The organism is Janthinobacterium sp. 13 (assembly GCF_002749695.1).
Taxonomy (GTDB): Bacteria; Pseudomonadota; Gammaproteobacteria; order Burkholderiales; family Burkholderiaceae_D; genus Janthinobacterium; species Janthinobacterium kumbetense.
On the sequence record NZ_PEEQ01000001.1, the window covers coordinates 3,303,095 to 3,328,210 of the forward strand.

19 protein-coding genes are annotated in these 25,116 nt (G+C 60.9%); 9 read left to right on the plus strand and 10 right to left on the minus strand.

The genetic code is table 11. The annotated features are described in order from the left end of the window. Nucleotides 1-50 precede the first annotated feature (50 nt). Nucleotides 51-2,900, minus strand: coding sequence for an excinuclease ABC subunit UvrA (gene uvrA / locus CLU94_RS14535; protein WP_099666120.1), 2,850 nt, complete (start codon nucleotides 2,898-2,900; stop codon nucleotides 51-53). A gap of 381 nt (nucleotides 2,901-3,281) precedes the next feature. Between uvrA and ssb the strand changes: the two genes are divergently transcribed. The 4 genes from ssb to CLU94_RS14555 all read left to right on the plus strand — a co-directional run bounded on the left by ssb (nucleotide 3,282) and on the right by CLU94_RS14555 (nucleotide 7,086). After that, entirely contained in the window at nucleotides 3,282-3,791 is a 510-nt protein-coding gene (gene ssb / locus CLU94_RS14540; protein WP_034781209.1) for a single-stranded DNA-binding protein, read from the plus strand. A 216-nt stretch (nucleotides 3,792-4,007) separates the two neighbouring features. Next, complete coding sequence (locus CLU94_RS14545) at nucleotides 4,008-5,483, plus strand: UbiA family prenyltransferase (RefSeq protein WP_180278663.1); 1,476 nt, start codon at nucleotides 4,008-4,010, stop codon at nucleotides 5,481-5,483. Beyond that, a complete protein-coding gene (locus CLU94_RS14550; RefSeq protein WP_077398178.1) occupies nucleotides 5,480-5,845 on the plus strand; it encodes a hypothetical protein in 366 nt (121 codons plus the stop codon). Before CLU94_RS14545 ends, CLU94_RS14550 begins: the two co-directional genes overlap by 4 nt. After that, the gene (locus CLU94_RS14555; protein ID WP_099666122.1) at nucleotides 5,845-7,086 is read left to right on the plus strand and encodes an ArnT family glycosyltransferase; all 1,242 of its coding nucleotides are present in this window, start codon (nucleotides 5,845-5,847) and stop codon (nucleotides 7,084-7,086) included. The genes CLU94_RS14550 and CLU94_RS14555 overlap by 1 nt, the downstream gene beginning before the upstream one ends. A 93-nt stretch (nucleotides 7,087-7,179) precedes the next feature. Here CLU94_RS14555 and CLU94_RS14560 read toward each other — a convergent pair whose 3' ends face one another. Next, nucleotides 7,180-7,596 carry a hypothetical protein gene (locus CLU94_RS14560; protein WP_099666123.1) on the minus strand — a complete coding sequence of 139 codons (417 nt, stop codon included), beginning with the start codon at nucleotides 7,594-7,596 and terminating at the stop codon, nucleotides 7,180-7,182. A gap of 383 nt (nucleotides 7,597-7,979) precedes the next feature. On the opposite strand from CLU94_RS14560, the gene CLU94_RS14565 reads away from it, so the two are divergent. Then, a complete protein-coding gene (locus tag CLU94_RS14565; RefSeq protein WP_143451413.1) occupies nucleotides 7,980-8,243 on the plus strand; it encodes a hypothetical protein in 264 nt (87 codons plus the stop codon). 36 nt (nucleotides 8,244-8,279) lie between these two features. Then, on the plus strand, nucleotides 8,280-8,780 hold the full coding sequence (locus tag CLU94_RS14570) for a hypothetical protein (protein WP_143451414.1): 501 nt from the start codon (nucleotides 8,280-8,282) through the stop codon (nucleotides 8,778-8,780). An 88-nt stretch (nucleotides 8,781-8,868) separates the two neighbouring features. Here the strand turns inward: CLU94_RS14570 and CLU94_RS14575 are convergent, their stop codons facing one another. Further along, nucleotides 8,869-12,450: an ABC transporter permease/M1 family aminopeptidase gene (locus CLU94_RS14575; RefSeq protein ID WP_099668319.1), complete on the minus strand. Its 3,582-nt coding sequence runs from the start codon at nucleotides 12,448-12,450 to the stop codon at nucleotides 8,869-8,871. Between the two features lie 10 nt (nucleotides 12,451-12,460). Then, a complete protein-coding gene (locus CLU94_RS14580) occupies nucleotides 12,461-13,378 on the minus strand; it encodes an ABC transporter ATP-binding protein (RefSeq protein WP_099666126.1) in 918 nt (305 codons plus the stop codon). A gap of 278 nt (nucleotides 13,379-13,656) precedes the next feature. On the opposite strand from CLU94_RS14580, the gene CLU94_RS14585 reads away from it, so the two are divergent. After that, entirely contained in the window at nucleotides 13,657-14,145 is a 489-nt protein-coding gene (locus CLU94_RS14585) for a GNAT family N-acetyltransferase (protein WP_099666127.1), read from the plus strand. 6 nt (nucleotides 14,146-14,151) lie between these two features. Here CLU94_RS14585 and CLU94_RS14590 read toward each other — a convergent pair whose 3' ends face one another. Further along, nucleotides 14,152-15,000 (minus strand): hypothetical protein, encoded by an 849-nt coding sequence (locus tag CLU94_RS14590; RefSeq protein ID WP_099666128.1) that lies wholly within the window; start codon nucleotides 14,998-15,000, stop codon nucleotides 14,152-14,154. Nucleotides 15,001-15,176: 176 nt separating this feature from the next. On the opposite strand from CLU94_RS14590, the gene CLU94_RS14595 reads away from it, so the two are divergent. After that, nucleotides 15,177-15,749 (plus strand): GNAT family N-acetyltransferase, encoded by a 573-nt coding sequence (locus CLU94_RS14595; protein ID WP_099666129.1) that lies wholly within the window; start codon nucleotides 15,177-15,179, stop codon nucleotides 15,747-15,749. Then, nucleotides 15,746-16,483 carry a metallophosphoesterase family protein gene (locus CLU94_RS14600; protein ID WP_099666130.1) on the plus strand — a complete coding sequence of 246 codons (738 nt, stop codon included), beginning with the start codon at nucleotides 15,746-15,748 and terminating at the stop codon, nucleotides 16,481-16,483. Before CLU94_RS14595 ends, CLU94_RS14600 begins: the two co-directional genes overlap by 4 nt. On the opposite strand, the gene CLU94_RS14605 is transcribed toward CLU94_RS14600, so the two are convergent. The 5 genes from CLU94_RS14605 to CLU94_RS14625 all read right to left on the minus strand — a co-directional run bounded on the left by CLU94_RS14605 (nucleotide 16,484) and on the right by CLU94_RS14625 (nucleotide 24,984). Continuing rightward, on the minus strand, nucleotides 16,484-17,827 hold the full coding sequence (locus tag CLU94_RS14605) for a sigma-54-dependent transcriptional regulator (protein WP_077398169.1): 1,344 nt from the start codon (nucleotides 17,825-17,827) through the stop codon (nucleotides 16,484-16,486). After that, nucleotides 17,820-19,730 (minus strand): sensor histidine kinase, encoded by a 1,911-nt coding sequence (locus CLU94_RS14610; protein ID WP_099666131.1) that lies wholly within the window; start codon nucleotides 19,728-19,730, stop codon nucleotides 17,820-17,822. Before CLU94_RS14610 ends, CLU94_RS14605 begins: the two co-directional genes overlap by 8 nt. Before the next feature lie 121 nt (nucleotides 19,731-19,851). After that, nucleotides 19,852-20,844 (minus strand): porin, encoded by a 993-nt coding sequence (locus CLU94_RS14615; protein ID WP_077398167.1) that lies wholly within the window; start codon nucleotides 20,842-20,844, stop codon nucleotides 19,852-19,854. A gap of 108 nt (nucleotides 20,845-20,952) precedes the next feature. Continuing rightward, complete coding sequence (locus CLU94_RS14620; RefSeq protein ID WP_077398166.1) at nucleotides 20,953-22,266, minus strand: dicarboxylate/amino acid:cation symporter; 1,314 nt, start codon at nucleotides 22,264-22,266, stop codon at nucleotides 20,953-20,955. A 384-nt stretch (nucleotides 22,267-22,650) separates the two neighbouring features. Then, on the minus strand, nucleotides 22,651-24,984 hold the full coding sequence (locus CLU94_RS14625; protein ID WP_099666132.1) for a catecholate siderophore receptor Fiu: 2,334 nt from the start codon (nucleotides 24,982-24,984) through the stop codon (nucleotides 22,651-22,653). Nucleotides 24,985-25,116 lie beyond the last annotated feature (132 nt).

A 25,116-nucleotide genomic window follows, 5' to 3' on the forward strand; every position in this document is an offset into this window, starting at 1 on the left:
AAATCCCCCGGGCAAGATCATTGGCCGGGGGATCGAGCGGGAGGCGCGGCTTATTGCTTGAGCAGCGGCCCCAGGTATTTACCCGTCACGCTGGCCGGATTCAGGGCCACGTCTTCCGGCGTGCCCGTGGCGATGATCTGGCCGCCGCCGGCACCCCCTTCGGGACCCAGGTCGACGATCCAGTCGGCCGTCTTGATGACGTCCAGGTTGTGCTCGATGATGACGAGGGTGTTGCCCTGGTCGCGCAGGCGGTGGATGACTTTGAGCAGCAAGTCGATGTCGTGGAAGTGCAAGCCCGTCGTCGGTTCATCGAGGATGTACAGGGTGCGGCCCGTGTCGCGCTTGGACAATTCCAGCGACAGTTTCACGCGCTGCGCCTCGCCGCCGGACAGGGTGGTGGCGCTTTGCCCCAGCTTGATGTAGCCCAGGCCCACGTCGAGCAGGGTTTGCAGCTTGCGCGCGATCAAGGGGACCGGCTTGAAGAATTCATGCGCCTCTTCCACCGTCATGCCCAGCACTTCGGTGATGTTCTTGCCCTTGTATTGCACTTCCAGCGTTTCGCGGTTGTAGCGCTTGCCGTGGCACACGTCGCATGGCACGTAGACGTCGGGCAAGAAATGCATCTCGACCTTGATCACGCCATCGCCCTGGCACGCTTCGCAGCGTCCGCCCTTCACGTTGAACGAGAAGCGGCCCGCGCTGTAACCGCGTTCCTTGGCCGTCGGCACGGTGGAGAACAGGTCGCGGATCGGCGTAAACAAGCCCGTGTAGGTGGCGGGATTCGAGCGCGGCGTGCGGCCGATCGGCGCCTGGTCGACGGAAATGACCTTGTCGAAGTGTTCCAGGCCGCTGATCGAGTCGTGCGGCGCCGGTTCCGTCTGCGAACCATACAAATGGCGCGACAGGGCAGGATACAAGGTATCGTTGACGAGCGACGACTTGCCCGAGCCGGACACGCCCGTGACGCACGTCATCAAGCCCACCGGCAAGCTCAGCGACACCTTCTTCAGGTTGTTGCCCGTCGCGCCAGTAATGAGCAACTGCTTTTCCGGATTGCTGGCGTGGCGCTTGGCCGGCACGGCGATTTTCAGCTTGCCGTTCAGGTACTGCGCCGTCAGCGATTTCTTGTTCTTCAAGATCTCGGGCAAGGTGCCTTCGGCGATGATTTCGCCGCCGTGCACGCCCGCGCCGATGCCCATGTCGACGATATAGTCGGCCGTGCGGATGGCGTCTTCGTCATGCTCGACCACCAGCACGCTGTTGCCGATGTCGCGCAAGTGTTTCAAGGTTTCGATCAAGCGGTCATTATCGCGCTGATGCAAGCCGATCGACGGTTCATCGAGCACATACATGACGCCCGTCAAACCGGAGCCGATCTGCGACGCCAGGCGGATGCGTTGTGCTTCGCCGCCGGACAGCGTGTCGGCGCTGCGGTCCAGCGACAGGTAATCGAGGCCCACATTGTTGAGGAATTTCAGGCGAGAAATGATTTCCTTGACCACGCGGTCGGCAATCTCTTTCTTGGCGCCCGTCAGTTTCAGTTTTTCAAAGAATTCCAGCGTCTCGCGCAGCGGTTTTTCCGCCACTTCATAGATGGCCCGCTGCTGCTTGCCCGTGCCGACCTTGACGAAGCGCGCCTCCACGCGCAGACGCGCGCCATCGCATGAGGGGCAGCATTTTTCATTGATGAACTTGGCCAGCTCTTCCTTGACGGCCATCGAATCCGTTTCCCGGTAGCGGCGCTGCAGATTGTTGACCACGCCTTCGAACGAGTGTTCCTTGATGACGGTGCGGCCCCGTTCATTGACATAGGTAAACGGAATCACTTGCTTGCCGGAACCGTACAGCACGGCTTGCTGGGCATTCAGTGCCAGCTGTTCGAACGGCATGTCCAGGTCGAACTCGTAATACGCGGCCAGGTTCGACAACATCTGGAAGTAAAACTGGTTGCGGCGGTCCCAGCCCTTGACGGCGCCCGAGGCGAGCGACAGGTTCGGGAACGCGACGATGCGTTTCGGGTCAAAGAATTCAATGTGTCCCAGGCCGTCGCATTCGGGGCAGGCGCCCATGGGGTTGTTGAACGAGAACAACCGCGGTTCCAGTTCCTGCAGGGAATAGCCACACACATTGCAGGCGAACTTGTTGGAGTACACGTGTTCCTGGGCCGTATCCATTTCGTAAGCAATGGCGCGGCCGTCGGCCAGGCGCAGGGCCGTCTCGAAACTTTCCGCCAGGCGTTGCTTGATGTCCTGGTTCACCTTGACGCGGTCGATGACGACGTCGATCGTGTGTTTTTCCGTTTTCTTTAATTTCGGGAGGTCATCGACTTCATAGATTTTCGCCGCGTGCGTGCCGCTCTGCACGCGAAAACGCACGAAGCCCTGCGCCTGCATCTGCTCGAACAGGTCCACGTGTTCGCCCTTGCGGTTGGCGACGACGGGCGCCAGGATCATCAGCTTGGTGTCTTCCGGCATGGCCAGCACGGCGTCGACCATTTGCGAGACGGACTGGGCGGCCAGCGCGTTTTCCGGGTGGTCGGGGCAGTAGGGCGTGCCGACGCGCGCATACAGCAGGCGCAAATAATCGTGGATTTCCGTCACGGTACCCACCGTCGAGCGCGGATTGTGCGACGTTGCCTTCTGTTCGATGGAGATGGCGGGAGATAATCCCTCGATCAGGTCGACGTCCGGTTTTTCCATCAGCTGCAGGAACTGGCGCGCATACGCCGACAGCGACTCGACATAGCGGCGCTGGCCTTCTGCGTACAGGGTGTCGAAGGCCAGCGAAGACTTGCCGGAGCCGGACAGGCCGGTAATCACGATCAGTTTATTGCGCGGCAAATCGAGATTGATATTCTTGAGGTTATGCGTGCGAGCGCCGCGAATGCGGATCTGTTCCATGTGATTGCCTTGCTTTCAGTGAGTGGTGCGGCCGGCGCATTGTGCCTGGGTGCAGATGAGGAGCCACAACGGGTCAACCTGTTACTATAGCCGGGTTTTGCTCTGCATGCCTGAGGCAGCCACGGGCGGATTGCGCCGCCAGGCGAACGTGCCCTGACAAAGTTTGATACAGATGCGTGCAGACGTTCAAACACTGTATATAATACCAGTATTCAAGTTTCTTGTTTTCACCTGCCGTGAAAAAAACGTGCTGCCGCACGGGAGAGTGCGTCCGCCAGAAAGCGGGTGCTTTGCGCCGCGTGGTCGCTTATAATCCTCGTTTAGTACACTAAACTAACGCGCGGGACACCGGCTCCCGCTGCAGTTCATCAGGAGTTATTCATGGCATCAGTCAACAAAGTCATCATCGTCGGCAATCTGGGCCGTGACCCGGAAATCCGCTACATGCCTAGCGGCGACGCGATCGCCAACATCGCCGTGGCCACTTCGTACAAATCGAAGGACCGCAACACGGGCGAACAAAAAGAATTGACAGAGTGGCACCGTATCTCGTTCTTCGGCCGCCTGGCGGAAATCGTCGGCCAATACCTGAAAAAAGGTTCGTCCGTCTACGTGGAAGGCCGCCTGCAAACCCGTAAATACACGGACAAGGACGGCGTCGAGAAGTACGCAACCGACATCATCGCGGAACAGATGCAAATGCTGGGCGGCCGTTCCGGCATGGGCGGCGACGCCGGCGGTGGCGATGACAGCTACGGCGGTGGCGGCGGCTACGAAGCCCCGGCCCCACGCCAGGCACCGGCCCCGCGTCCGGCACCAGCCCCGGCGCCACGTCCGGCACCGAAGCCGGCGCCGAACTTCTCGGACATGGATGACGATATTCCGTTCTAAGACGCACTACGGCTCGTTGCCACATAACGCCTCGCAAATCCTGGATTTGCGAGGCGTTTTTATTTGTTGTTGCGGGTCTCTTTTTTTGCAGGTCTCTTTCAGGTGCTACGGGCGTTCAGCTCAAGCAGATAACCGCTCCCTTCCTTGATATATGTTGGTCATCGCCATCGTGGCTCCCCCTATAATTTAATCACTGCTTTCAGCACTCCATCTGCCATGCCACACCAGAATCGGGAGAAAATGGTGGCTATTTCGACCAAAGCGCCCCTGGTTGTCGATCTTGACGGCACGCTGACGCCAACCGATACCCTGCTGGAATCCGTCATCCAGGTGCTGAAGCACTCCCCGCTCAATGTGCTCCGCATGCCGTTCTGGCTCATGCGAGGGCGGGCGGGCTTCAAGGAGGCCATTGCGGCGCATGCCGGCATCTCGGGCGAACACCTCCCTTACCGCGCGTGCCTGCTGGATTACCTGCGCGAGGAAAAGCGCAAGGGCCGCATTATTGTCCTGGCGACGGCGGCCCACCATTCGATTGCCCGCAACGTGGCCGGGCACCTGGGCCTGTTCGACAAGGTGCTGGCGACGCAGGCCGGTCGCAACCTCAAGGGCAAGGCCAAGCTGCAAGCCATCCGGGAGCAGGTCGGGCCATGCTTTGTGTATGCCGGCGACAGCAAGGCAGATATTCCCATCTGGCAAGCCGCCGAGGCGGCGGTGCTGGTGGATGTCGCCTGGAATACGGCCCAAGCCGTGCGGCGGCACGTCCCGATCGAACGCGAGTTTCCGGGAGCGAGCGGCGGACTTGGCGTGTGGCTCAGGGCCCTGCGTGTCCACCAGTGGTTAAAGAATCTGCTGCTGTTCGTGCCCCTGCTGACGGCATTTTCCTTCCTCGACCTGGGCAAGATGGCCACCATGGCCGTGGCCTTCCTGGCATTCTCCTTGGCGGCTTCCGCCACCTACATGGTCAACGACCTGTGGGACCTGGAAAGCGACAGGGCGCACCCCCGCAAGCGGCTTCGCCCTTTTGCCAGCGGCCGCCTGCCGATTCTGAAGGGCTTGGTCGTGGCTGCAGGGGCCTTGCTCCTGGCCCTCGTTCTGGCCTGGTCCGTGTCGAATGCCTTTCTCCTGATGCTCGTGCTTTACCTGGTGCTGACCAGCGCGTATAGCTGGGTGCTCAAGGAATACGTGCTGATCGATGTGCTCATGCTGTCCTTGCTGTATACCTTGCGCATCCTGGCCGGTTCCGTTGCCATTGGCACTGCCACGAGTTCCTGGTTGCTGGCTTTCTCAGTCTTCATGTTCCTCAGCCTCGCGCTGGTGAAGCGCTGTGCGGAGCTGGTCACCCTGGAAGGAAATGGCAAGGCAGCCACGCGTGGACGGGATTACCGGGTGAGCGACCTGGCCGTGTTGTGGCCTCTGGGGGGCGGGGCGGCACTCTCCGCCGTGGTGGTGTTCGGGCTGTTCATCAGTGCACCGGAAACGCAGGGGCGCTACGGCACCCCGCAGATGCTGTGGCTGGTTGCCCTGGGATTGATTTACTGGCTTGCGCGCCTGTGGGTGAAAACTTCCCGGGGTGAAATGCACGATGACCCGGTGATCTACGCCCTCAAGGACCACGGCAGCCGCATGACCGTCTGCGCCATGGTGGCCATCATGCTGGGCGCGCATTTTCTGGTGTTGGGTACTTACCCATGAACACGTTCTGCATTGCCATCCTGAGCATCGCGCTATCCGTCATGGCGCAGTTCTCATTGAAGACCGGCATGTCCGGTGACGGGGTGCAGGCGATGATGGCGCAGCCCAAGTCCTTCATGACCCTCATGCATATCCTTACGGACAAGTATGTGCTGGGGGGATTCCTCCTGTATGGCCTGGGAGCGGTGGCCTGGCTGGGCGTGCTGTCGCAATGGGAGGTGAGCAAGGCTTATCCGCTGGCAGGCCTGGGATTCGTGCTCACCCTGCCAATCGCCTGCCTGCTGGGCGAGCAGGTCAGCCTGCCCCGTGTGATGGGCGTTGCGCTGATTTGTGCCGGGGTGTTTTTGGTGGGGAGGAGTTGATGAATGACAAGCATGATGCCCAACAACAGCGAGATTGGCTGTGGCTGGCAATCATCGCCGGCATCGGCCTTGCCCTGAGGGCGGCGGCGATTGCGGGCTTCCAGCATGTGCCGGAAGGCGATGAACTTGCCTATAGGAGCATGGCGCTCAACTTGCTTGGCGGGAATGGCATCGTCGACAGCATGGGCAACCGCGCGATGTATAACGTGGGCTATCCCCTGTTGATACTCGCGCCTGTCTTTTTTCTCTTTGGCGACGATCTGCTGGCGGTTCGCCTGGTGAACATGTGCCTGGGCGGCGCGGCAATCGTGCTGTGCTACCTGGTGGCCAAAGAGGCTGGCGCAGGCCGGTCGGGGCGTCTCATCGCCGCGGCTGCCTGGGCGCTCTATCTGCCAAGCGGCATCTACGGGATCTACCTGGCGAAGGAAAACCTGATGATTCCCCTGATGCTGGGTGTCATGTGGTGTGCGCTGAGATTGGCACGCCAGCCCTCGAAGAGCGTGGCGACCGGGTGCGGAGTACTCTTCGGTCTGTTGGCACTGACGGGCAATGCCGCCTTGTCACTGCTTGCAGTCCTTGCATGGGCGTTGCTGCTGTCTCCCGCATCGACGGTTCGGCGGGCAAGCCTGGCCATGCTCGCGCTGTCCGTGGCGCTGGTGATTTCCGGCCCATGGCTGCTCCGGAACATGCAAGTGATAGGCGCACCTGTCTTGAACACCAATGGCGGCTTCAATCTGTATTTAGGTAACAACCCGGCAGCGACAGGCATGTTCATTTCCATCTCGGAAACTCCACGCGGCTCCACCTGGGATGCCCTTCGGAAAACGGGGGAAGTCCAGGCTTCCGAGACCTTGAAACAGGAGGCTATATCCTGGGTGAAGGCCCACCCGGCAGCGTTCCTGGCATTGGCAGCGAAAAAAGCGGCGTACTTCTGGACGCCTCCCCTGCATGCGGGAAAAGGCAACCAGTCGCCGGCAGAAAAGCTTGTGCGTCTGCTGTGGGCGATACAGTTCCTGCTCCTGATTGCCGGTGCTATCGGGACTGTGCTGATGCCCAGGCTCAGGAATCGGCAGGTCGCCCTGCTCTGGCTGGCGCTTGCGTGCTACACGGGCGTTCACATGCTGTTTTACGTGATCTTCCGATACCGTGAACCCATGATGCCGGTCCTGGCCGTGATGACGGGCCTGGTGCTGGAATCGCTCGTGGCCGCCCGACGCCAGGCCGCGCATCCGGCCAGATAAGACAGGGGCGGCGCTCCCGCATCTTATTGGCCCCTTGCAATGGGGAGCATGTGGTGGCGAATGCGCCTCTTGCGCTGTCATGGCCGCGGAGACTCAATTGCGCAGCCGCATCTCCAGGCTGTAGCTGGCCACGGCATTCCTGCGCGCCGCATTGCGCATCAAATACACTTGCACCGTGTACTCGCCATCGGCCGGCAGCGTTGCCTCGTAACTGTTGCCGCCGCTCGAGCCGATGAACAGGGCGTCCTCCTGCCCGGCTTGACGGAGGTTGAAATAATTCGACCGTTGATTGGTCTTGAGCTTGACGCCGAGAGTCTGGCCCGCCTTGCCTGCCAGCGTGTATTCGGCCGTGGCATAGCCCTTGATCTTGCCTTTCACGCTGAGCGCAGCCTTGCCTGCCGTTAGCTCTACTGTTTCCTTGTGGACAGCATCGGCGCTCCAGGCGGGCGCCGTGAAAACGAGAGCCGCCAGCAGCAGGCTGGCGCGGATGGGCAGGTGACGATGCAGCATAGGCAATTCCCCTTGAACGTGGTGCCGGCGCACTCGCCGACGATACCGTCCATCTTACGCCAGGCTTTGCCTGTACCGCAGCGCCATCCGCATTTCCATCGCATGGTGCGGATTGCGCTTCTCTTCAAGCCCCGGTTTGAATAAAACAAAATGCAAATATTCTTATGATATTTTCGCATAAGGAGAATAATCGCTTTGCCATTGTTTATTTCGCCAATAAAGTTATTTGGGCGATTGTTTGTGCGATGGTATATTGTTTGCAATGTTTCTCTGAATAAATTTTATCGGACGGATGCATTACCTGTAATTCACGCATGCAATGAATACGAATCTGATGGAAGACATGCTATTTACCGATATCGTGTTTTCTGCAGACGTGACGCATGGACATTTTCCATGTTGATGTAATTACTGGAGTAAGAATGCAAGTTTTATCGGAAATGGAAATTCAAGACATCTCGGGCGGTCGTGCATTTTGTTCGGATAGCATGTCGTCGAGCGAATATACCGCCACGGCAGGTTTCTGGGGCGGTGTCGGCACTGTCGGTGCGGGCGTGGCTACCGTGCCAGGCGGCCAGGCGCTCGGTGGCGGCATCTTGATTGGCGCCGGCGTGATGTATGCCTATAATTCCTATTGTTCGGCATAAGCGGACAGATAATGGCGGGTTGAACATGCCCGCTTGATGGATACCGCTGCTCGTAACGTGGCCGCAATATGCTGTGCGTATATTGCGGCTATTGGTGCGCAGATAATGTCACTGGCTCAATTGAAGAAAAATCTTGCAATGCATATAGCTGTCGATTCATCAGGTTCGCAATGGCTGGTTCTGGAGCGCATATTCGGCAAGGAAAAGGGATGGCTGCTTGCATCGCTGGCGAATTTTCAAAAAAGAAAATATCTATTTCTCTTGTGCGATGTGCTGGCATTGATTTCCATCCTGATCGGACTGGCGTGGACTTTGTATCCAGGACGTATTTTTCTGCAATCTTTTCCAGTCAGCATAGTGTTATTGCTACTGGCCGGAAAAGGGCTGCGTTTTAAAGCGGCCGCCGTGCCGCCCATGGCCGGCCGGGAACGACTGGATATCTTTTTAAAAATCCATCTGGGGCTATTGCTCCTTGCCATGGTGTTCTGTGTGGTACAGGTGGGCTGTGCGCTGCGCCAGATCTTTTTTCTGGCCTGAAAAAGTACCGGGCCCGCCGTAAAAAAACAGGCCGCGCTATCACGGATAGGGCGGCCTGTTTGCGTTGCATCAAGGTTCCGTTACAGCCTTAATTCACGCTGACTTCCTTGCGGTTATCGCGCGAGACCCGGTCGATCATCTTGTTGTACGGATCGACACCCACTTCAAATGGTTTTTCCTTCACCGTGATGGTGAGCACGGGGTCGCTGCCGGACAACATGCGCTTGTCGGTGAACAAGACTTTTTCGTCTTTTTCCCCGGCGCCTGGCGCGCGCGCGAAGATGGCGATCTCCACCGGTTCATCGTAGGCGCGCGGGCTTTCCTTGCCCTTGCCGTCGGACTCCAGCTTGGCCAGGTGCAGTTGCATGGTGACATCCCATTGCCCATCCGGGCGCTTGACGGCCGTCGCTTGCGTGACGCGGTTATCGTAGAACACGATCTTCTCGAACAGGTCCGTGATCAGGGCTTGCTTGTCCTGCGGCGCTTCGGCGCGGATGTAGGCCAGCAATTCCGACGACGTGGTGAACGGCGCCTGCTGGTAACCCTTGTCCTGCAGATAGCGTTTCAGGGCACGGTTCAGGGCGGCTTCGCCGAGCTCGTCGCGCAGGCGGTAGAACACCAGGCTGCCCTTGTTGTAGTGGATGTATTGCTGTCCCTCCACGCGCGCCAGCGGCAATTCCTCGATGGCTTCGCCGCCGCGTCCGCTCAGGTAGCGGTCCAGTTCATAGCGCAGGAAGCGGCGCATCTTGTCGCGGCCGTATTCCTTTTCCATCACCATCAGCGCCGAGTATTGCGCCAGCGATTCCATCAGCATGCTGGCGCCCTGCACATTGGCGCCGATCACCTGGTGGCCCCACCACTGGTGCGCCATCTCATGCGCCGTGACGTAGAACACATAGTCGATGTCTTCCTTGTTGCGCAGGTCGGCGATGAAGCCGATGCCTTCCGAATACGGAATCGTATTGGCAAACGACTGCGCGAAGCTCTGGTAGCCGGGAAATTCCAGGATGCGCACCTGCTTGTGCTGGTAGGGCGTGAACTCGGTGCTGTAATAGTCGAGCGACTTTTGCACGGAAGTGATCATGCGGTCCGTGTTGTAGCCATGCTTTTTGTCGAAATAAACTTCGATCGGCAAGCCATGCCACGCGCCTTTCTTGACTTCCCAGCGCGCCGACAGGTAGGCAAAGAACGGCAGCATCGGCTGGTCCATCTTGTAGCGGTAATAGCGGCGGCCATCCTTTTCCCAGCTGCCTTGCAGATAGCCGGGCGCCAGGGCGATCTGCTCGCCGCTGGTGGACACCGTCGTGTCGAAATGGATCCAGTCGGCATCGCCGCCCAGCACCGTGTTGCCATACGCGGACGTGTCTTCCAGTTTGGCCATGCGCTGCGGTTCGCCCAGGCCCCGCTTGCGGCGTTCATTGCGGTCAAGCAATTCCATTTCCTTCGCATAGCCGAAGTGGGGGAAATAAGCCTGGTTGTTGAAGAAGCTGCCGTTCAGGTTGACCTGGTCCGGCGCGCCGCTGTTGGTGAAACCCTGGTGCGTGACGGCCACCGTGAAGTCCAGCGGCAGGGTGGCGCCGGGCGCCAGCGCTTGCGCCAGCTTGAGGATGCTGAAACCGAGCTCCTTGTCGTCGAGTGCGACCTTGTGCGCGGGCAAGTTCAACCACGTCGTCTTCAGTTGCGGGTCGAGCTGGATGCGCAGGGTATCGAGCGGCTGCGCCGTCTTGTTTTGCAGCACATAATGGCCCTTGATCAAGACTTTACGTTGCTCAGGATAAATATCCACATTGGCCTGGACATCCGTGATCTTCGGCTGGGGCAAGTGCTGGTAGCGCTGGTACAGTTTTTCGTAGCGCGCCTGCTTGTCCATGCCGATGTTCGACGTCTCGTACTTGTTCAGCACGTTCGTGTTGTAGAAGATCCAGCCGCCCGTGCTTGCCCAGCACAGCAGCACCATGGCCAGCGCGGCGCCTGCACGGCCTTGCAGGCGCTGGCGGGCCAGGCCCAGGCGCGCGCGCCAACCGTTCGGCAGGCCGCGCACCCAAAATGCCTGCGCCAGCATGACGAGGGCCACGGTAAACAGGCTCCAGTACAGCGCGAACCAGGCCCAGCCCGTCAAGAAGTGGCCATAGCCATTCATGTCGGAATACGGGATGGCCGGCGTGCCGCCAAAGGCGTACAGATTGTGTTCGAAGTGCAGCATGCCCTGCACGGCTTGCGCCACCATCAGCAGGATCACCAGCAGGTAGCCGATGAACTTGTTATTCGACAACACTTGCAGGGTGAGCGCGCACAAGCCCATCAGCACGAAGAAGAGGGCGCCCAGCAGGGTGCCTTTCAAGTACAGCCCCAGTTCCACGGGCGCGCCGCCCTTGACGAGCTGGAAGCCGATGGCTGTGAGGACGCCCGCCAGCAGGTAGCCGGCGATGACGCCGATCAGGGCCGTGCATTTGGCCAGCAGGGGAACCCAGTCTGGCACGGGCATGGCGTCGCTGACGTCGGCGATCCGCGCTTGCCGTTCCTTGAAGATCAGTTCGCCCGCATAGAAGGTGACGATGATGATCAGGAGGAAACTGAAGCTGTTGCTGATCTGCTGCAACAGCAAATGTGTCATCGGATACACGGCCGTGCCATACATGTTCTTGCCGACATTGGCGGCAGCGATCAGGTTGATCATGCCGAACAGCAGCATGACGAGGAAGGGCAGGCTCTTGAAGACGCCGACGGCGTCGAAGCGCAGGATTTGCCACCACTGGCGCCAGGCCGTCGCGGACGTCAAGGTGGGGACGCTGCGCGGCAGGTCCCGCGGCGCCGTGACGGCGGGGCCGCTCGTTTCGGCCTTGTGCTTGCCGAACAGGCGTTTTCCCGTCCCCGTGCGCTGCGGCTTGAACAGGATCACGGTGGCGGCGAACAGCACCGCCGTGATACCCAGCCACAGCAGGCGGTTGGCCAGCAGGAAGCCGGCAAACGGCGGCAGCCCCGCGTTCGCTTCGGCGGACGTGAAGTAGCGCGTCATGCGGCCCAGGGCGCGCATGCCGAACGGGTCGAGCAGGACGGCGATCCATTCGTTGTTGATGTCGCGCGTAAAGGCGCCGGCCGTGCCCCACAGCACGAAAAAGCCCAGCACGCCCACGTAGACCAGCATCATCGAGCGCGTGGTGGCCGCCAGCAGCATCAGCAGGGCGCCGATGAAGAGCAGGTTGGGGATCACCATCACGGCGAAGCTCCACGCATACGCCTGCAGCGGGAACGCGCCCACGCGCTGCGCATCGACCCAGGGCATGAGGGGGCCGAGCATGGTGCCGAAGGCGATGCAGGCGAAGATGACCAGGCAGGCGACAAAGCCGGCGGCGAAGCGGCCGAACAGGTAATCCCATTTACGCATGGGCGTGGCGAACAGCATGTCGGCCATGCCCACTTCGCTGTCGCGCAGCACGGCGCCGGCGATGAAGATGGTGATGAGCAACATCGACAGCAGGCTGAACATCGTCAACAGCTGCGCCACCACTGTGGGCGCATTGCGGTTGATGTTGCCGATGGCGCCGCCGATCTGGATCGAATCGCTGCTGCTGGCGCCAAAGGCCAGCAAGGCCAGGATGACGGCAAATACCCACAGCAGCGGCTGTTTCAGCTGATAGCCGAGGTCAAACTTGAAAAATTCCTTCCACATGGCGCGCTCCTTATGCCGCGACGGCGGACGGTGCCGCAGCGGGAACGGCGGCGCCGTCGCGGGCAGCGTTGCGCACATGCAGGAAGTACACGTCTTCCAGGTCCGGGGCGATCCGCACGAAGCCGCTGTCGGGCTGGCTGTCGGCATACACATTGATTTGCGGCTTGCCGCCCACCAGGCGCGTCGACAGCACATTGTGCGACTGCTGGTACTGCGCCAGCTCGTCCATGCCGATGCTGCGGCGCCACACCTTGCCGAGCAGGGTGTCGATGGCCGCCTGCGGCTCGCCTTGCACCAGCACTTGCCCCTTGACGATCATGGCCATGCGCGGGCACAGGTCCGTCACGTCGTCGACGATGTGCGTCGACAGGATCACCACCACCTGCTCGCCGATCTTCGCCAGCAGGTTCAGGAAGCGGTTGCGTTCGTCCGGGTCCAGGCCGGCCGTCGGCTCATCGACGATCACCAGGCGCGGCGCGCCCAGCAGCGCCTGGGCGATGCCGAAGCGCTGGCGCATGCCGCCCGAATACGTGCCCAGGTTGCGCTTGCGCGCTTCCCACAGATTGGTTTGCTGCAACAGGGCTTCCACGGCTTCCTTGCGCGGCCCCTTCTCCGTCAAGCCTTTCAAGACGGCAAAGTGGTTGAGCAGGGTTTCCGCGCTGACCTTCGGATACACGCCGAAATCCTGCGGCAGATAGCCGAGCTGGCGGCGCAGGCCGGCCTTGTCCTGCAGCACATCGATGCCATCGAAATGGATGCTGCCGCTATCGGGATCTTGCAATGTCGCAATGGTGCGCATCAGCGACGACTTGCCTGCGCCGTTAGGCCCCAGCAAGCCGAACATTCCGTTGGGAATCTCCAGGCTGACATTGTTGATGGCCTTGACGCCATTCGCGTACGTTTTGTTCAACTGTTTGATCTTTAGCATGCAGCACTCTCCAGGACGTGGGTCTAAACGCCGGCAGAGGCGTGCCCGCCGGCCTGTGAAAGGGGATCACCCTTGTTTTTATCAACCGCGATGGCGGACGTTAATGAAAGGGGATGGTATATAGGCAACTTGAGGGAAAAAACGGTTTTGTGACCAAGGAAGGAAATGCAGGGATGAAATACCGGAGGGGCGGGATGAATGCCCCGGTGCTACACTCGCCAGCTTCAATGACGCCATGGTGCGGAAAGGATGGGGATATGCGTGCAACGCCGGGAAACATGACTTTGCGCGCCATCGTGCCTGGCGAAGAGGCAGCGCTGGCCCGGCTGTTCCAGCTGTATTGTTACGACAATGCTAGTTGGAGCGGCGAGGCGCTGCTGGCCGATGGCCGCTATGACGTGTGCGACGCAGGACTGGCGTCGTATGTGCACGCAGCCGGCCACACGGCCAGCTGGATCGAGGTCGATGGCGAACTGGCCGGCTTTTTCCTCACGGAACCTGGCATGGCGGGTGGGCTGCCGGTGCAGGAGTTCAGCGACTTTTTTATCCTGAAGAAATATCGGCGCCGGGGCGTGGCGCTGGAAGTGGTACGCAGGGTGCTGCTGGACAGCGCGCAGACGTGGCTGGTGGCGACGTTTCGCGACGATGCCGCTGCCTGCGCGTTCTGGCAGCAGGCGTTTGCGCGCCTGCCGTTTGCCAGTGTCGAGGCGTATGACGACCCTGCCTTGCCGCAGTTCCAGCTGACCTTGCTGAAACCGGCGGCTTGAGCGCGTTTAGAAGCGTACTTTCACATACGCCGATGGCCCCGTCAGGCGCACGTTCAGGTCGGCATCGCGTTCGCTGTCGCGGTGCAGCTTGATTTTCGAAATGCCGTAGTCGGCCACGAAACCGATATTTTTAAACGGAAACCATTCCACGCCGATATTGCCGCCGTAGATGTGGCCGTTGATGCGTCCGCCGTTTTTCTTGATGCCCGACGCTTCCGCGTACATGCGCAAGTCCGGTGTAAACGCGTGGCGCCAGCCCACTTCCAGCAGCGGCGCAAACGCGTGCTCGCCGATGGAATCGCGCGCCGTGGCCGTCTCGCCATTGACGATGCCGGTGGCCGTGCCGTTCAGGCTGGCGTGGTAGTAGGCGGCGCCCAGGCCGATGCCGAAGGTGTCGTTGCCGCTGCCCAGCCACCATTTATAGGCCAGCTTGGCCAGGTCCAGTTTTAAATCGGCATTCGCCGTGGCCGTGCCCGTGACGGGCTGGCCATTGATGATGGTGTCGCCTGTCAGGCTTGGCGTGTAGGATTTGTCGTAGCGGTAGTAGTCGAATGCCAGGCCATGGCGGTCGCCGATCAGCAAGTCCGCCTTGATGCGGGGGATGGTCGTGTGGCTTTGCTTCGATTCGGGCGCGTCGATGCGGCCAAACTGCGTGTCGGCGCCGATATTGATGCGCGGATCGGCGGAAAACGCCCCTACCGAGATGCTGACGCGATCCAGCGCGGGCGACGGTTCCGCCCGCGCCGTGGCGGCGGCCGTGGCGACGCCCAGCACGCCCAGCATCATGGTGCTGCGCAAGGCAAGATGGCGCAAACGTGGCGGGGTCAGGCGGGCGGGGACGGGCGTGGCAAACATGGGGCTACTCCTCAAGATAAAGTGAACGGGCCGCGACGTCGGGGCGGCTGGCGTGATGCGTTAATGCAATGAGGAAATGGTAGCAATTGTTACTTTTGGATCACGTAGCCGCACGACGCAACTGGCCGTCGGACTTGTCCTACCCGATGTCACCATTAGTCAAGAGAGGAAAAAACATGCAACAGATCATCGAACTGACGACGCCGCGCTTGCTGCTGCGCCAATGGCGCGACAGCGACCTGCCGCCATTTGCGGCCCTGAATGGGGACCCCCGCGTGATGGCCTGCTTTCCCGCTACCCTATCGCGCGAGGCCAGCGACGCCGTGGCGCAGCGTTGCCGCGGCCTCATCGCCGAGCGGGGTTGGGGATGGTGGGCTGTGTCCTTGCGCGAAAACAATACCTTCATCGGCATGACGGGACTGCATATTCCCGACGCGCAATTGCCGTGCTCGCCGTGCGTGGAAATCGGCTGGCGCCTGGCCTTCGATTACTGGGGCAAAGGCTACGCGCAGGAAGCGGCGCAGGCCGCCTTGCAGGCGGGTTTTACCCATTTGCAATTGCCGGAAATCGTCTCGTTCACCGCCTTGCCCAACGTGCGATCGAGCGCGCTGATGGCGCGCCTGGGCATGCATCGCGATGCGGCCACGTTCGAGCATCCGGCCCTGCCGCCTGGCCACCGTTTGCGCACGCATTGCCTGTATCGGCTGACGCGCGCAGAATGGTGCGCACGGGAGGGACTCACATCATGAAAATCGCCGCCATTTCCGATATCCACGGCAACCTCGATGCGCTCGAAGCCGTGCTGGCCGACATCGCCCTGCGTGGCGTGGACATGATCGTCAACCTGGGCGATATCGTCTCGGGCCATCTGCAGCCGCGCGCCACGGCGGCGCGCCTGATGGGGCTGGACTTGCCCACCATCCGCGGCAACCACGAGCGGCAATTGTTCGGCGACCCGGCCCGCATGGGCGTGTCGGACGCCTTTGCGCGCGCGCAACTGCTGCCAGAGCAACTCGCGTGGATCAATGCCCTGCCTGCCACCTTGCGCTTGCGCAAGGATGTGCTGCTCGTGCATGGCACGCCGCAAAGCGATCTCGTGTATTTTCTCGACAGCGTCACGCCGCAAGGCAGCCGTGCCGCCACGCCGGACGAGGTGGCCGAGCGCGCGGGGACGACGGACTCGGCCCTGATCCTGTGCGGCCACACGCACATGCCGCGCCAGGTGCGCTTGCCCGATGGCCGGCTGGTCGTCAATCCGGGCAGCGTGGGCTTGCAAGCCTACGACGATGACCATGGTTATCCGCACGTGATGGAAAACGGCACGCCGCATGCGCGCTATGCGATCGCCGAACAGGGTGCCGATGGCGCCTGGACGGCGCAGTTGCACGCCGTGGCATATGACTGGGAAAAGGCGGCCCGGCTGGCGCTGGCGAACGGGCGGCCCGACTGGGCCGCGCCCTTGCGCACGGGCCGGGTCGGCTGATCAGCGGAACTCTTCGGCCACCAGGTTGTACTTCTGCATCTTGTGGTACAAGGTTTGCTTCGGCAAGCCGAGCACTGCGCTCACTTCGCTGACGTTGCCGGAATATGCGCGCAGTTCCTGTTCGATCAGTGCGCGTTCGAAGCCGTTGACCTGCTCCGCCAGCGACAGGGGACTGGCCAGCCCGGCTGCCAGCAAGCTCGAGGCGCCGCCGGCGATGCCCAGCACGAAGCGGTCGGCGATATTGCGCAGCTCGCGCACATTGCCGGGCCAGGAATGGGCCATCAGGTTGCGCATCTGCGCGCTGGAGACGACGGGCGCGGCGCGGTTGTAGCGGGCGGCGGCGGCCAGCACGAAGTGTTCGAACAGGATGGGAATATCCTCGCGCCGTTCGCGCAGCGGCGGCAGATGCAGCACGATCAGATTCAGGCGGTAGTACAGGTCGCTGCGGAATTTCTGTTGCTGCGACAAGTCTTCCAGGTCCAGCTTGGCCGCCGCGATGACGCGCACGTCGACGGGCGTGGGCACGTTCGAGCCCAGGCGCTCGATATAGCGTTCCTGCAACACGCGTAGCAATTTGACTTGCAGGGACAGGGGCAGCGATTCGATTTCGTCGAGGAAGAAAGTACCTTGATCCGCGTGCTCGATCTTGCCCACCTGCCGCTTGGCTGCGCCCGTGAATGCGCCCGGTTCGTGGCCGAAGACTTCGCTTTCAAAAATGCTTTCGGGAATTGCGCCGCAGTTGACGGCGACGAAGTTGTGCTTGCGGCGGTGGCTGAAGTCATGCAGGCAGCGCGCCACCATTTCCTTGCCCGTGCCCGTGTCGCCATAGATCAGCACGTCGGCCGGTTCGTCGGCAACGTCGAGTATCAGGCGCCGTATGTCGCGCATCGCCACGGAATTGCCCAGCAGGCGCGCTTCGATGCCGCCACCGTCTTCGAGCTGGCGGCGCAGGCTGTGCACTTCCAGGGTCAGGCGCCGCGTTTCCAGCGCGCGCAGGATGACGTCGACCAGTTGCTCGGATGAATACGGTTTTTCGATGAAATCGTAGGCGCCCGTGCGCATGGCGTGCACGGCCATCGTGATGTCGCCGTGGCCCGTGACGAGGATCACGGGCAGGTTGGCGTCGAGCGTCTTGACCGCTTGCAGCAATTCCAGGCCGCTCATGCCGGGCAGGCGTACGTCGCTGACGACGATGCCGGGGAAATCCGGCGTCAGCAGTTTATAGGCCAGCTCGGCCGAGTGAAACGCCAGCACGTCCAGGCCGGCCAGCTGCAGTGCCTGCTCGCTGCCTTCGCGTACGGTGGGGTCGTCCTCGACCAGCAAGACCTTCAAGCCGTCAAACATGTTTTTCCTCCTGCGTTGCAATCTGTAGTTCGATGGTGAAGATGGCGCCGCCGCCGGGGGCGTTTTCGGCGCGCAGCACGCCGCCGAACTGGCGCGTGATCTGTTCGGAAATGGCCAGCCCCAGTCCCAGTCCCAGGCCTTGCGGCTTGGTGGTGAAGAACGGTTCGAACAGGTGTTCGCACACTTCCGTCGACAGGCCAGGTCCCGTGTCGGCCACGTGGATCAGCACGTGCTCGGGCGTGCATTCGACGGCCACGCGCAGGCTGCGCACCTCGCTGCCATTCATGGCGTCGAGCGCGTTGGCGTACAGGTTCACCAGCACCTGTTCCAGGCGGTTGCTTTCGCACATGGCGAAGATGTCTTCGGGCGGCAATTGCAAAGTAAAACGCACATTTTCCACCTGCAGCCGGCGTTCGACGAGGAACAGGGCGTTGCTGATCGCCGTGGGGATCGAGACGGAGGTCAGGCTGGTGGTCGACTTGCGCGCAAAAATCTTCAATTGACCCGTAATGGTCCCCATCCTGGCGGCAATTTGCGAGATCTTCGCCAGGTTGCGCCGCGCGTCGTCGAGCCGCCCGCGTTCGAGCAGGATGACGGCATTGTCGGACATGGTGCGCAGCGCCGTCAGCGGCTGGTTGAGTTCATGCGTGATGCTGGCGGACATCTGTCCCAGCACGGCCATCTTGCCGGCTTGAAACAGTTCGTTTTGCGTGATGTGGAGTTTTTGCTCGGCCTTGCTGCGCACGTCGATTTCCTGGCTCAGACTTTGCGTCATGGCATTGAGTTCCGACGTGCGTTCCTCGACCATGGCTTCCAGGTTGTCGTACGCATGTTGCAGATCTTCGCGGGCGCGCAATTTTTGCGCCACGGCCGCGCGGCGCTGGCGCAGGTAAAAGAACAGCAGCATGAAAAAGCCCAGCAGCACGCAAGAGAAGGCGGCCGCGGCGCGCGCGCTGGCCTTGGCCTGCGCCAGGTCGGACAGGTAAATAAACGTCCAGCCTTGCGGGGACTTGAGCTTGATCTGCGTCATGACGCTGGAGCTGATCTTCGGCGGCGTGTCGGCGTGTTCCTGCTCGCGCACGCTGATCACGCGGGCGCCATTGCCCAGCTGGCGGTCGGAAACGAAGGGGATGGCTGCCAGCTGCTTCGAATAATACTGGCGCGTGCGGTTGAGTTCTTCGACGATGGCGGGCGACAGCGGTGCCAGGGTCTTGTATTTCCAGTCCGCCATGGAGCTGAGGAATATCACGCCGTGCTCGTCGGCCAGCATGACCTTGTCGGCGCCCTGCACCCAGCGTTTTTCCAGGTTTTCCAGGTTCACCTTCACCGTTGCCAGGCCCAGCATGTGGCCATTCTGGTAGATGCCGTGGGCAAAGAAATAGCCGGGTTCGAGCCGCGTCGTGCCCACGCCATAGAAGCGGCCCGGCGTGCCGCGCAGCGCGTCCTGGGCGTAGGGACGGAACGAGATATTGTCGCCAATAAAGCTGTCGGGCTGCTGCCAGTTGCTGGCGGCCCGCGTGTTGCCGTCGAGGTTGCTGATGAAAATGGTCGATGATTTCGCCTGGGCATTCATTTGCTCGAGGTAATGGTTGACCGTATCGACCAGCACCGGGTCTTCCGGATGCTGCAGCAGGCGGATGACGTCGCGGTTCAGTTCCAGCGTCTTGGGCAGGAAATCGTATTTTTCCAGTGCATTTTCCAGGCTGCTGACATATACCTCGAGGCGCTGTGCGCCGCTGGCCTGCAGCTTGCCGATGGCGATGCGTTCGGTCCAGAAATACACGAGCCAGACGGTGGCCAGACAGGCGGCCAGCACCACGCCCCAGGCCAGCGTTTCGCGGCCCGACCGTTGCGACAGGCGCTGGCGCCAGGAAAGGGAGGGTTTTGTAGTACTGCTATTCATAAAATCAGCTGCCAACTTGCAAGAACCCACAGTATCGCATTTAAATATTGCGTAAAAAGAAAAAGCCGCCGGATATGCATCCGGCGGCTCACACTTCTATGTCACGGACAGCTCGACGTCCTTAGAAGGTATGGCGCATGCCCAGGTTGAAACCGCTGTTGCCGGTGCCATTGTCCGTGGCATTGCCGACAACGAAGGTGGCGCCGTTCTTGTTGCTGATGTGGCCGTAACCGGTGTACAGGTCGCTGCGCTTGGACAGGGCGTAGAACGCGCCGATGGCCCATTGCTGGGCGTCACGGTTGGCATTGCTCTTGTCGTTGTGGCGGATGTACGACGCGACCAGCTTGGTGGCGCCGAACGGTGCGCTGAAGCCGACCAGGATGTCGTTGCTCTTGCTGTTGTCGAGGGCGCGGTTGTCGGCGTAGCCGAAGTTGCCTTGCAGCACGCCAAAGTCGTAACGCGTGGCCAGCAGGGTGTTGCGCGTTTGCTGGGTCGCCAGCGCATTTTCCTTGCGGTGGTGCGTCAGGGTCACGTTCAGCGGACCGTCGATGTAATGCACGGCGCCGCCCATGCTGCGGTTCTTTGCATTGTCACCGGCCACTTCGCCAAAGCCATACGCCAGGTCGGCCGACAGCTTGCTCCAGGTCGGCGTGGTGTATTGCACCATGTTATCGACGCGGATATTCGTCACCATCAGGTTCGATGCCGTGCCGGCCAGGCCGATGACGAACGGATCGGCCACGTCGCGCAGGGCCAGGTAGTACGGGGAATATTGGCGGCCCAGGGTGACGGCGCCGGCGCTGCCGGTCAGGCCGACATATGCCTGGCGGCCGAACAGCAGGCCGCCCTGGCCCGAGGTGCCGGTGTCGATATTGAAACCGCTTTCCAGCACGAAGGTAGCGGCCAGGCCGCCGCCCAGGTCTTCCTTGCCCTTGAAGCCGATGCGCGAGCCGGAAGCGACGCCGGAAGCGACGCGGTTCAGGCGGTCTCCAGCCGCATCCTTGTCGAACACCAGGCCGGCGTCAGCCACGCCGTAGATGGTCACGCTCGATTGGGCCATGGCGCCAGTGGAGGCTGCGCCGAGGGTCAGCAGGGTAAACAGGACTTTTTTCATGAAAATCTCTCTAATAAGTTGGAATGACTACTGATCGCACTACCTGACTGCTTGTTACTCAACATCGACAACAAATAAATGGCCCGCTTGTGGCGGGCCATGGCGCTATCAGGCTTTGCTAGCGTGATCCGCTTCGCCCCAATGGCTTTCCGTGTTCAGGCTGGCCGCGTTGGCCGCGGCGGCTTCTTCCTCGGTGGCCAGGCCACCTTCCCACTTGGCGACGACGGCCGTGGCGACGGCATTGCCGACCGCGTTGGTGGCCGAACGGCCCATGTCGAGGAATTGGTCGACGCCCATCAGCAGCAGCAAGCCCGCTTCCGGAATATTGAACTGGTTCAGGGTAGCGGCAATCACCACCAGCGAGGCGCGCGGCACGCCGGCCATGCCTTTCGAGGTCAGCATCAGCAGCAGCAGCATAGTGATCTGGGTGCCGATCGACAGGTCGATGCCGTAGGCTTGCGCAATGAACAGCACGGCAAAGGTGCAGTACATCATCGAACCGTCGAGGTTGAAGGAGTAGCCCATTGGCAACACAAAACTGGAAATCTTGCGGTCGACGCCGAACTGGTCGAGCGCCGTCAGCAGTTTTGGATAGGCCGCTTCCGAGCTGGCCGTCGAGAATGCCAGCAGGAAGGGTTCGCGGATCAGGCCGACCAGTTTGAAGATGCGCGGGCCGATGACCACGAAACCGGCGCCGATCAGCAGGGCCCACAGGCACAGCAGGCCAACGTAGAAGCCGCCCATGAACTTGGCAAACGTGACCAGCACGCCCAGGCCGTGGGTGGTGATGACGGAAGCCATCGCGGCGAACACGGCCAGCGGGGCCAGGTTCATGATGGTGCCGGTGATGCGCAGCATGACTTGCGCCAGCTGGTCGACGACGGCCGTCAGGGTCTTGCCCGATTCGCCCAGGCCGGCCAGTGCGCCGCCGAAGAAGATCGAGAATACCAGCACTTGCAGGATTTCATTGTTGGCCATGGCCTCGATCGGCGACTTCGGCACCAGGTGCGTGAAGAAATCTTTCAAGGTGAAGGCGGCCGTTTTCAGATTGGTCGACGCGTGGATGTCCGGCAATGGCAAACCGAGGTTGGTTCCCAGCTGCATCAGGTTCGACAGCACCATGCCCAGCGCCAGCGACACCAGCGAGGCCACCACGAACCAGCACATGGCTTTCAGGCCGATGCGGCCCGCCGTCTTGCCGTCGCCCATGTGGGCGATACCGACGGTCAGGGTGGAGAACACCAGCAGCGCAATGATCATCTTGATCAGGCGCAGGAAGACGTCGGTGACGATGGAAATATTGCCAGCGATTTGAGCGCTGAGCTTGGCATCAGGGAAAGCGGTGTTGCATCCATAGCCCACGGCAATGCCGAGGATCATGGCAATCAGGATGTACAGGGTTAATGGCCGTTTCTTTTTCATTTTGACTCCTCCGGTGAAACGCCGCTGTGAGCGGATTATTGATAGCGAGCAACTCAAGCTTGGAGTCAATATTTCTCAAAAACAAGCCCTTGCGTGCCAGCGATTATTTGCAGCAAAACCTGTACATAGCAAAGGATATGCCTGAAATGGGAATTTGGAACCTAACTTCTTAAGTTGTTGATTTAAGGAAGCTTTTTTGTTGTTTAGATGTCGCAACTTGGCGTGCTTGCGCGAAATATTGGACGCAACGGGATATCGCTGTATGACTTTTCATACGCTAGTCGCGGCAGGGCGGCGGTGCGCCAAAAAGGCAAGATTATCAGGACAATAAAAAAGCCCCTCCGAAGAGGGGCTTCATGTGACGCAATGCGTGTTCTCTTGACGTTAGAACTTGATATTCGCCGTCAGGCTGAACGAACGTGGCTGGCCCGGGGTGTAGCGGAAGCCGGATTTGTTGATGGCCGCCACATAGGTCTTGTCGGCCAGGTTGTAGGCGTTCAACTGCACGTCGAGGTTCTTGTTGACGGTATAGGTTGCCATGGCGTCGAAGACCCAGTAGGCATCCACGCGGGCCGGCGTGCCGACGGCGCCGTCGGTGCCGCGCAGCATTTCACCCACGTAACGCGCGCCGCCGCCGATCTTCAGGCCAAACGGCAGGGTGTACGAGGTCCAGCTGGTGAACGCCTGTTTTGGCGTGTAGGTGAGGCTCTTGTCGCCGCTGGCCGTGAAGACCTTGTTCGACTCGACCTTGGTATTCATGCGGGTATAGCCGGCGCTGACCAGCCAGTTCGGCATGATCTCGCCCACCACGCCCAGTTCCAGGCCTTGCACGCGTTTCTTGCCGGTCTGGTAATAAATGGTCGAGATGACAGGATCTTGCTCCACTTCATTCTTGACGGTGGTCTGGTAGACGGCGGCCGACAGCGACAGTTTTTGCTTCAGGAAGTCCCACTTGGTGCCGATTTCCTTGGTGATGGTTTCCTGTGGGTCATAGTTCGGGTTTTGCGCACTGCTGGCGGCGGCGCTCAGGGCGAAGTTGACGCCAGGTGGCGCTTTCGACGTGGCCAGCAAGGCGTACACGCTGCTGTCCGGCGTCGGCTTGTACATGGCCGAGATCTTGCCGTTGGCCAAGGTGTCGCCCAGGGTCAGGTGGGTGGGAATTGGCGTACCGACCGGCAGTTTTTGCACCTGGTCCTTGGCCACGGCCGCTTGCAGGGCGACGGCGTCATACGTGGTGTTGAAATGGTCGAAACGCACGCCGCCGTTGAACAGCCACTTGTCGCCGAACTTGATGGTGTCGAACACATACAGGCTTTGCGTGTTGACTTCGCCTTCGGTGAAGGCGCCGCTGCGCACGGGGTTGTGGCCGGTGACGGTGTCGCGCGGGTTCGGGTGGTACAGGTTCGCTGCCGGCAAGGTGCCCAGGCTGGCGGGCACATAGCTGTAGTTGGTCTGTTTTTCGCTGGTGAACTCGGCGCCGGCCACCAGGGAGTGCTTCAGCACGCCCGTGTCAAATTGCGCGCTGACCACGGTCTGGTTGGTCAGGATCGTGTTTTCCTGGTCCTTCACGGTGCGCAGCGAGCGCTCCAGGGTCCAGGTCGACGGATCGGTGGTGACCGGTGTCTTCAGGTTGCCCATGCTGCCCATGAAGGCCGTCAGCAGGTAGTCCTGCTGGGTCTTGCCGTAGCGCGTGGTGTTCTGCAGCTGCACGTTGGGCGAGAAATCATGGTCGATGCGCAAGGTGCCCATGTCGGCCTTGATCTTGTCGTAGTCCGAGGTGGAACCGTAGAAATTCTTCGGATCGACCCTGGCGGCGTTGTTCAGGAAGCTGCGGATGACCGGCTGATCCTTCGTTGGGACGTCCGGCGTCGAGTAGCCGGGCAAGCCGATGGTCGGCACGCCGCCGTCGGGCACGTTGTTTTGATCCACGTGCAGGTAGCTGGCCGTGATGCGCGTTGGTTTACCGATGCCGAAGGTGACGGTGGGCGCGAAGGCCCAGCGCTTGTTCTTGACTTCATCGCGTGCCGGGTTGCCGCTGTCCTGCGTCATCAGGTTCAGGCGCAAGGCCGTGCCCGTATCGCTGTCGAGGATGCGGTTCCAGTCGGCCGTGGCGCGTTTCTGCTTGCCGCTGCCCGCCGTCAGCAGCGAATTGAATTTGTTTTCCATGGTGGCCGTCTTGCTGACCAGATTGATCGAGCCGGTCGGCGAACCGCGGCCGCTGTCGGTGCCCGCCGGGCCCTTCAAGACGTCGATCTGTTCGATGTTGAAGACGTCGCGCGAGATGGAACCCACGTCGCGCACGCCATCGACATAGATGCTGCCGGACGAATCGAAACCGCGCATGTAGACGGCGTCGCCCGTGTTCGTGTTGCCGTTTTCACCGAGGAAGAAAGTGCCCACGCCCGGCGTGTTGCGCAGCGCATCCGTCAGGGTCAGCGCGCCTTGCTGTTCGATCAATTCCTTCTTGATCACGACGATGGTTTGCGGCGTGTTGACCAGCTCTTCCGTGTATTTCGGCGACGAGGCTTTCTCGGCCTTGAAATCATTTTCCTTGGAACCAATGACCTTGACTTCGTTCAGGGTTTGCTGCGATGCGGGCGCGCTCTGGCCGGCCGGATCGGCGGCCTGGGCGGCAACGGGCAGCAGCATCACGGCCAGGGCGGCGCCGATGTGCTGGTTGAAACGGGATTGGACGTGTTTGCGGCTCTTGATTGCCATCTTGCTCTCTCGATAAGGTCAGGTAGTGGTTCCTGGCTGGCTGCGCGACGCTGTGCTGTGGCAAGCGGGCAAGTGGCTGGCGATGGACGGGTAGGCAGACATTGTAATTATTGGGCGCTAATTCGTAAATGA

Bases quoted from the DNA above. Each gene is read 5' to 3' on its own strand.
- uvrA (WP_099666120.1), bottom strand. From the start codon at position 2,900: ATGGAACAGATCCGCATTCGCGGCGCTCGCACGCATAACCTCAAGAAT.
- ssb (WP_034781209.1), top strand. From the start codon at position 3,282: ATGGCATCAGTCAACAAAGTCATCATCGTCGGCAATCTGGGCCGTGAC.
- CLU94_RS14545 (WP_180278663.1), top strand. From the start codon at position 4,008: ATGCCACACCAGAATCGGGAGAAAATGGTGGCTATTTCGACCAAAGCG.
- CLU94_RS14550 (WP_077398178.1), top strand. From the start codon at position 5,480: ATGAACACGTTCTGCATTGCCATCCTGAGCATCGCGCTATCCGTCATG.
- CLU94_RS14555 (WP_099666122.1), top strand. From the start codon at position 5,845: ATGAATGACAAGCATGATGCCCAACAACAGCGAGATTGGCTGTGGCTG.
- CLU94_RS14560 (WP_099666123.1), bottom strand. From the start codon at position 7,596: ATGCTGCATCGTCACCTGCCCATCCGCGCCAGCCTGCTGCTGGCGGCT.
- CLU94_RS14565 (WP_143451413.1), top strand. From the start codon at position 7,980: ATGGACATTTTCCATGTTGATGTAATTACTGGAGTAAGAATGCAAGTT.
- CLU94_RS14570 (WP_143451414.1), top strand. From the start codon at position 8,280: ATGGATACCGCTGCTCGTAACGTGGCCGCAATATGCTGTGCGTATATT.
- CLU94_RS14575 (WP_099668319.1), bottom strand. From the start codon at position 12,450: ATGTGGAAGGAATTTTTCAAGTTTGACCTCGGCTATCAGCTGAAACAG.
- CLU94_RS14580 (WP_099666126.1), bottom strand. From the start codon at position 13,378: ATGCTAAAGATCAAACAGTTGAACAAAACGTACGCGAATGGCGTCAAG.
- CLU94_RS14585 (WP_099666127.1), top strand. From the start codon at position 13,657: ATGACTTTGCGCGCCATCGTGCCTGGCGAAGAGGCAGCGCTGGCCCGG.
- CLU94_RS14590 (WP_099666128.1), bottom strand. From the start codon at position 15,000: ATGTTTGCCACGCCCGTCCCCGCCCGCCTGACCCCGCCACGTTTGCGC.
- CLU94_RS14595 (WP_099666129.1), top strand. From the start codon at position 15,177: ATGCAACAGATCATCGAACTGACGACGCCGCGCTTGCTGCTGCGCCAA.
- CLU94_RS14600 (WP_099666130.1), top strand. From the start codon at position 15,746: ATGAAAATCGCCGCCATTTCCGATATCCACGGCAACCTCGATGCGCTC.
- CLU94_RS14605 (WP_077398169.1), bottom strand. From the start codon at position 17,827: ATGTTTGACGGCTTGAAGGTCTTGCTGGTCGAGGACGACCCCACCGTA.
- CLU94_RS14610 (WP_099666131.1), bottom strand. From the start codon at position 19,730: ATGAATAGCAGTACTACAAAACCCTCCCTTTCCTGGCGCCAGCGCCTG.
- CLU94_RS14615 (WP_077398167.1), bottom strand. From the start codon at position 20,844: ATGAAAAAAGTCCTGTTTACCCTGCTGACCCTCGGCGCAGCCTCCACT.
- CLU94_RS14620 (WP_077398166.1), bottom strand. From the start codon at position 22,266: ATGAAAAAGAAACGGCCATTAACCCTGTACATCCTGATTGCCATGATC.
- CLU94_RS14625 (WP_099666132.1), bottom strand. From the start codon at position 24,984: ATGGCAATCAAGAGCCGCAAACACGTCCAATCCCGTTTCAACCAGCAC.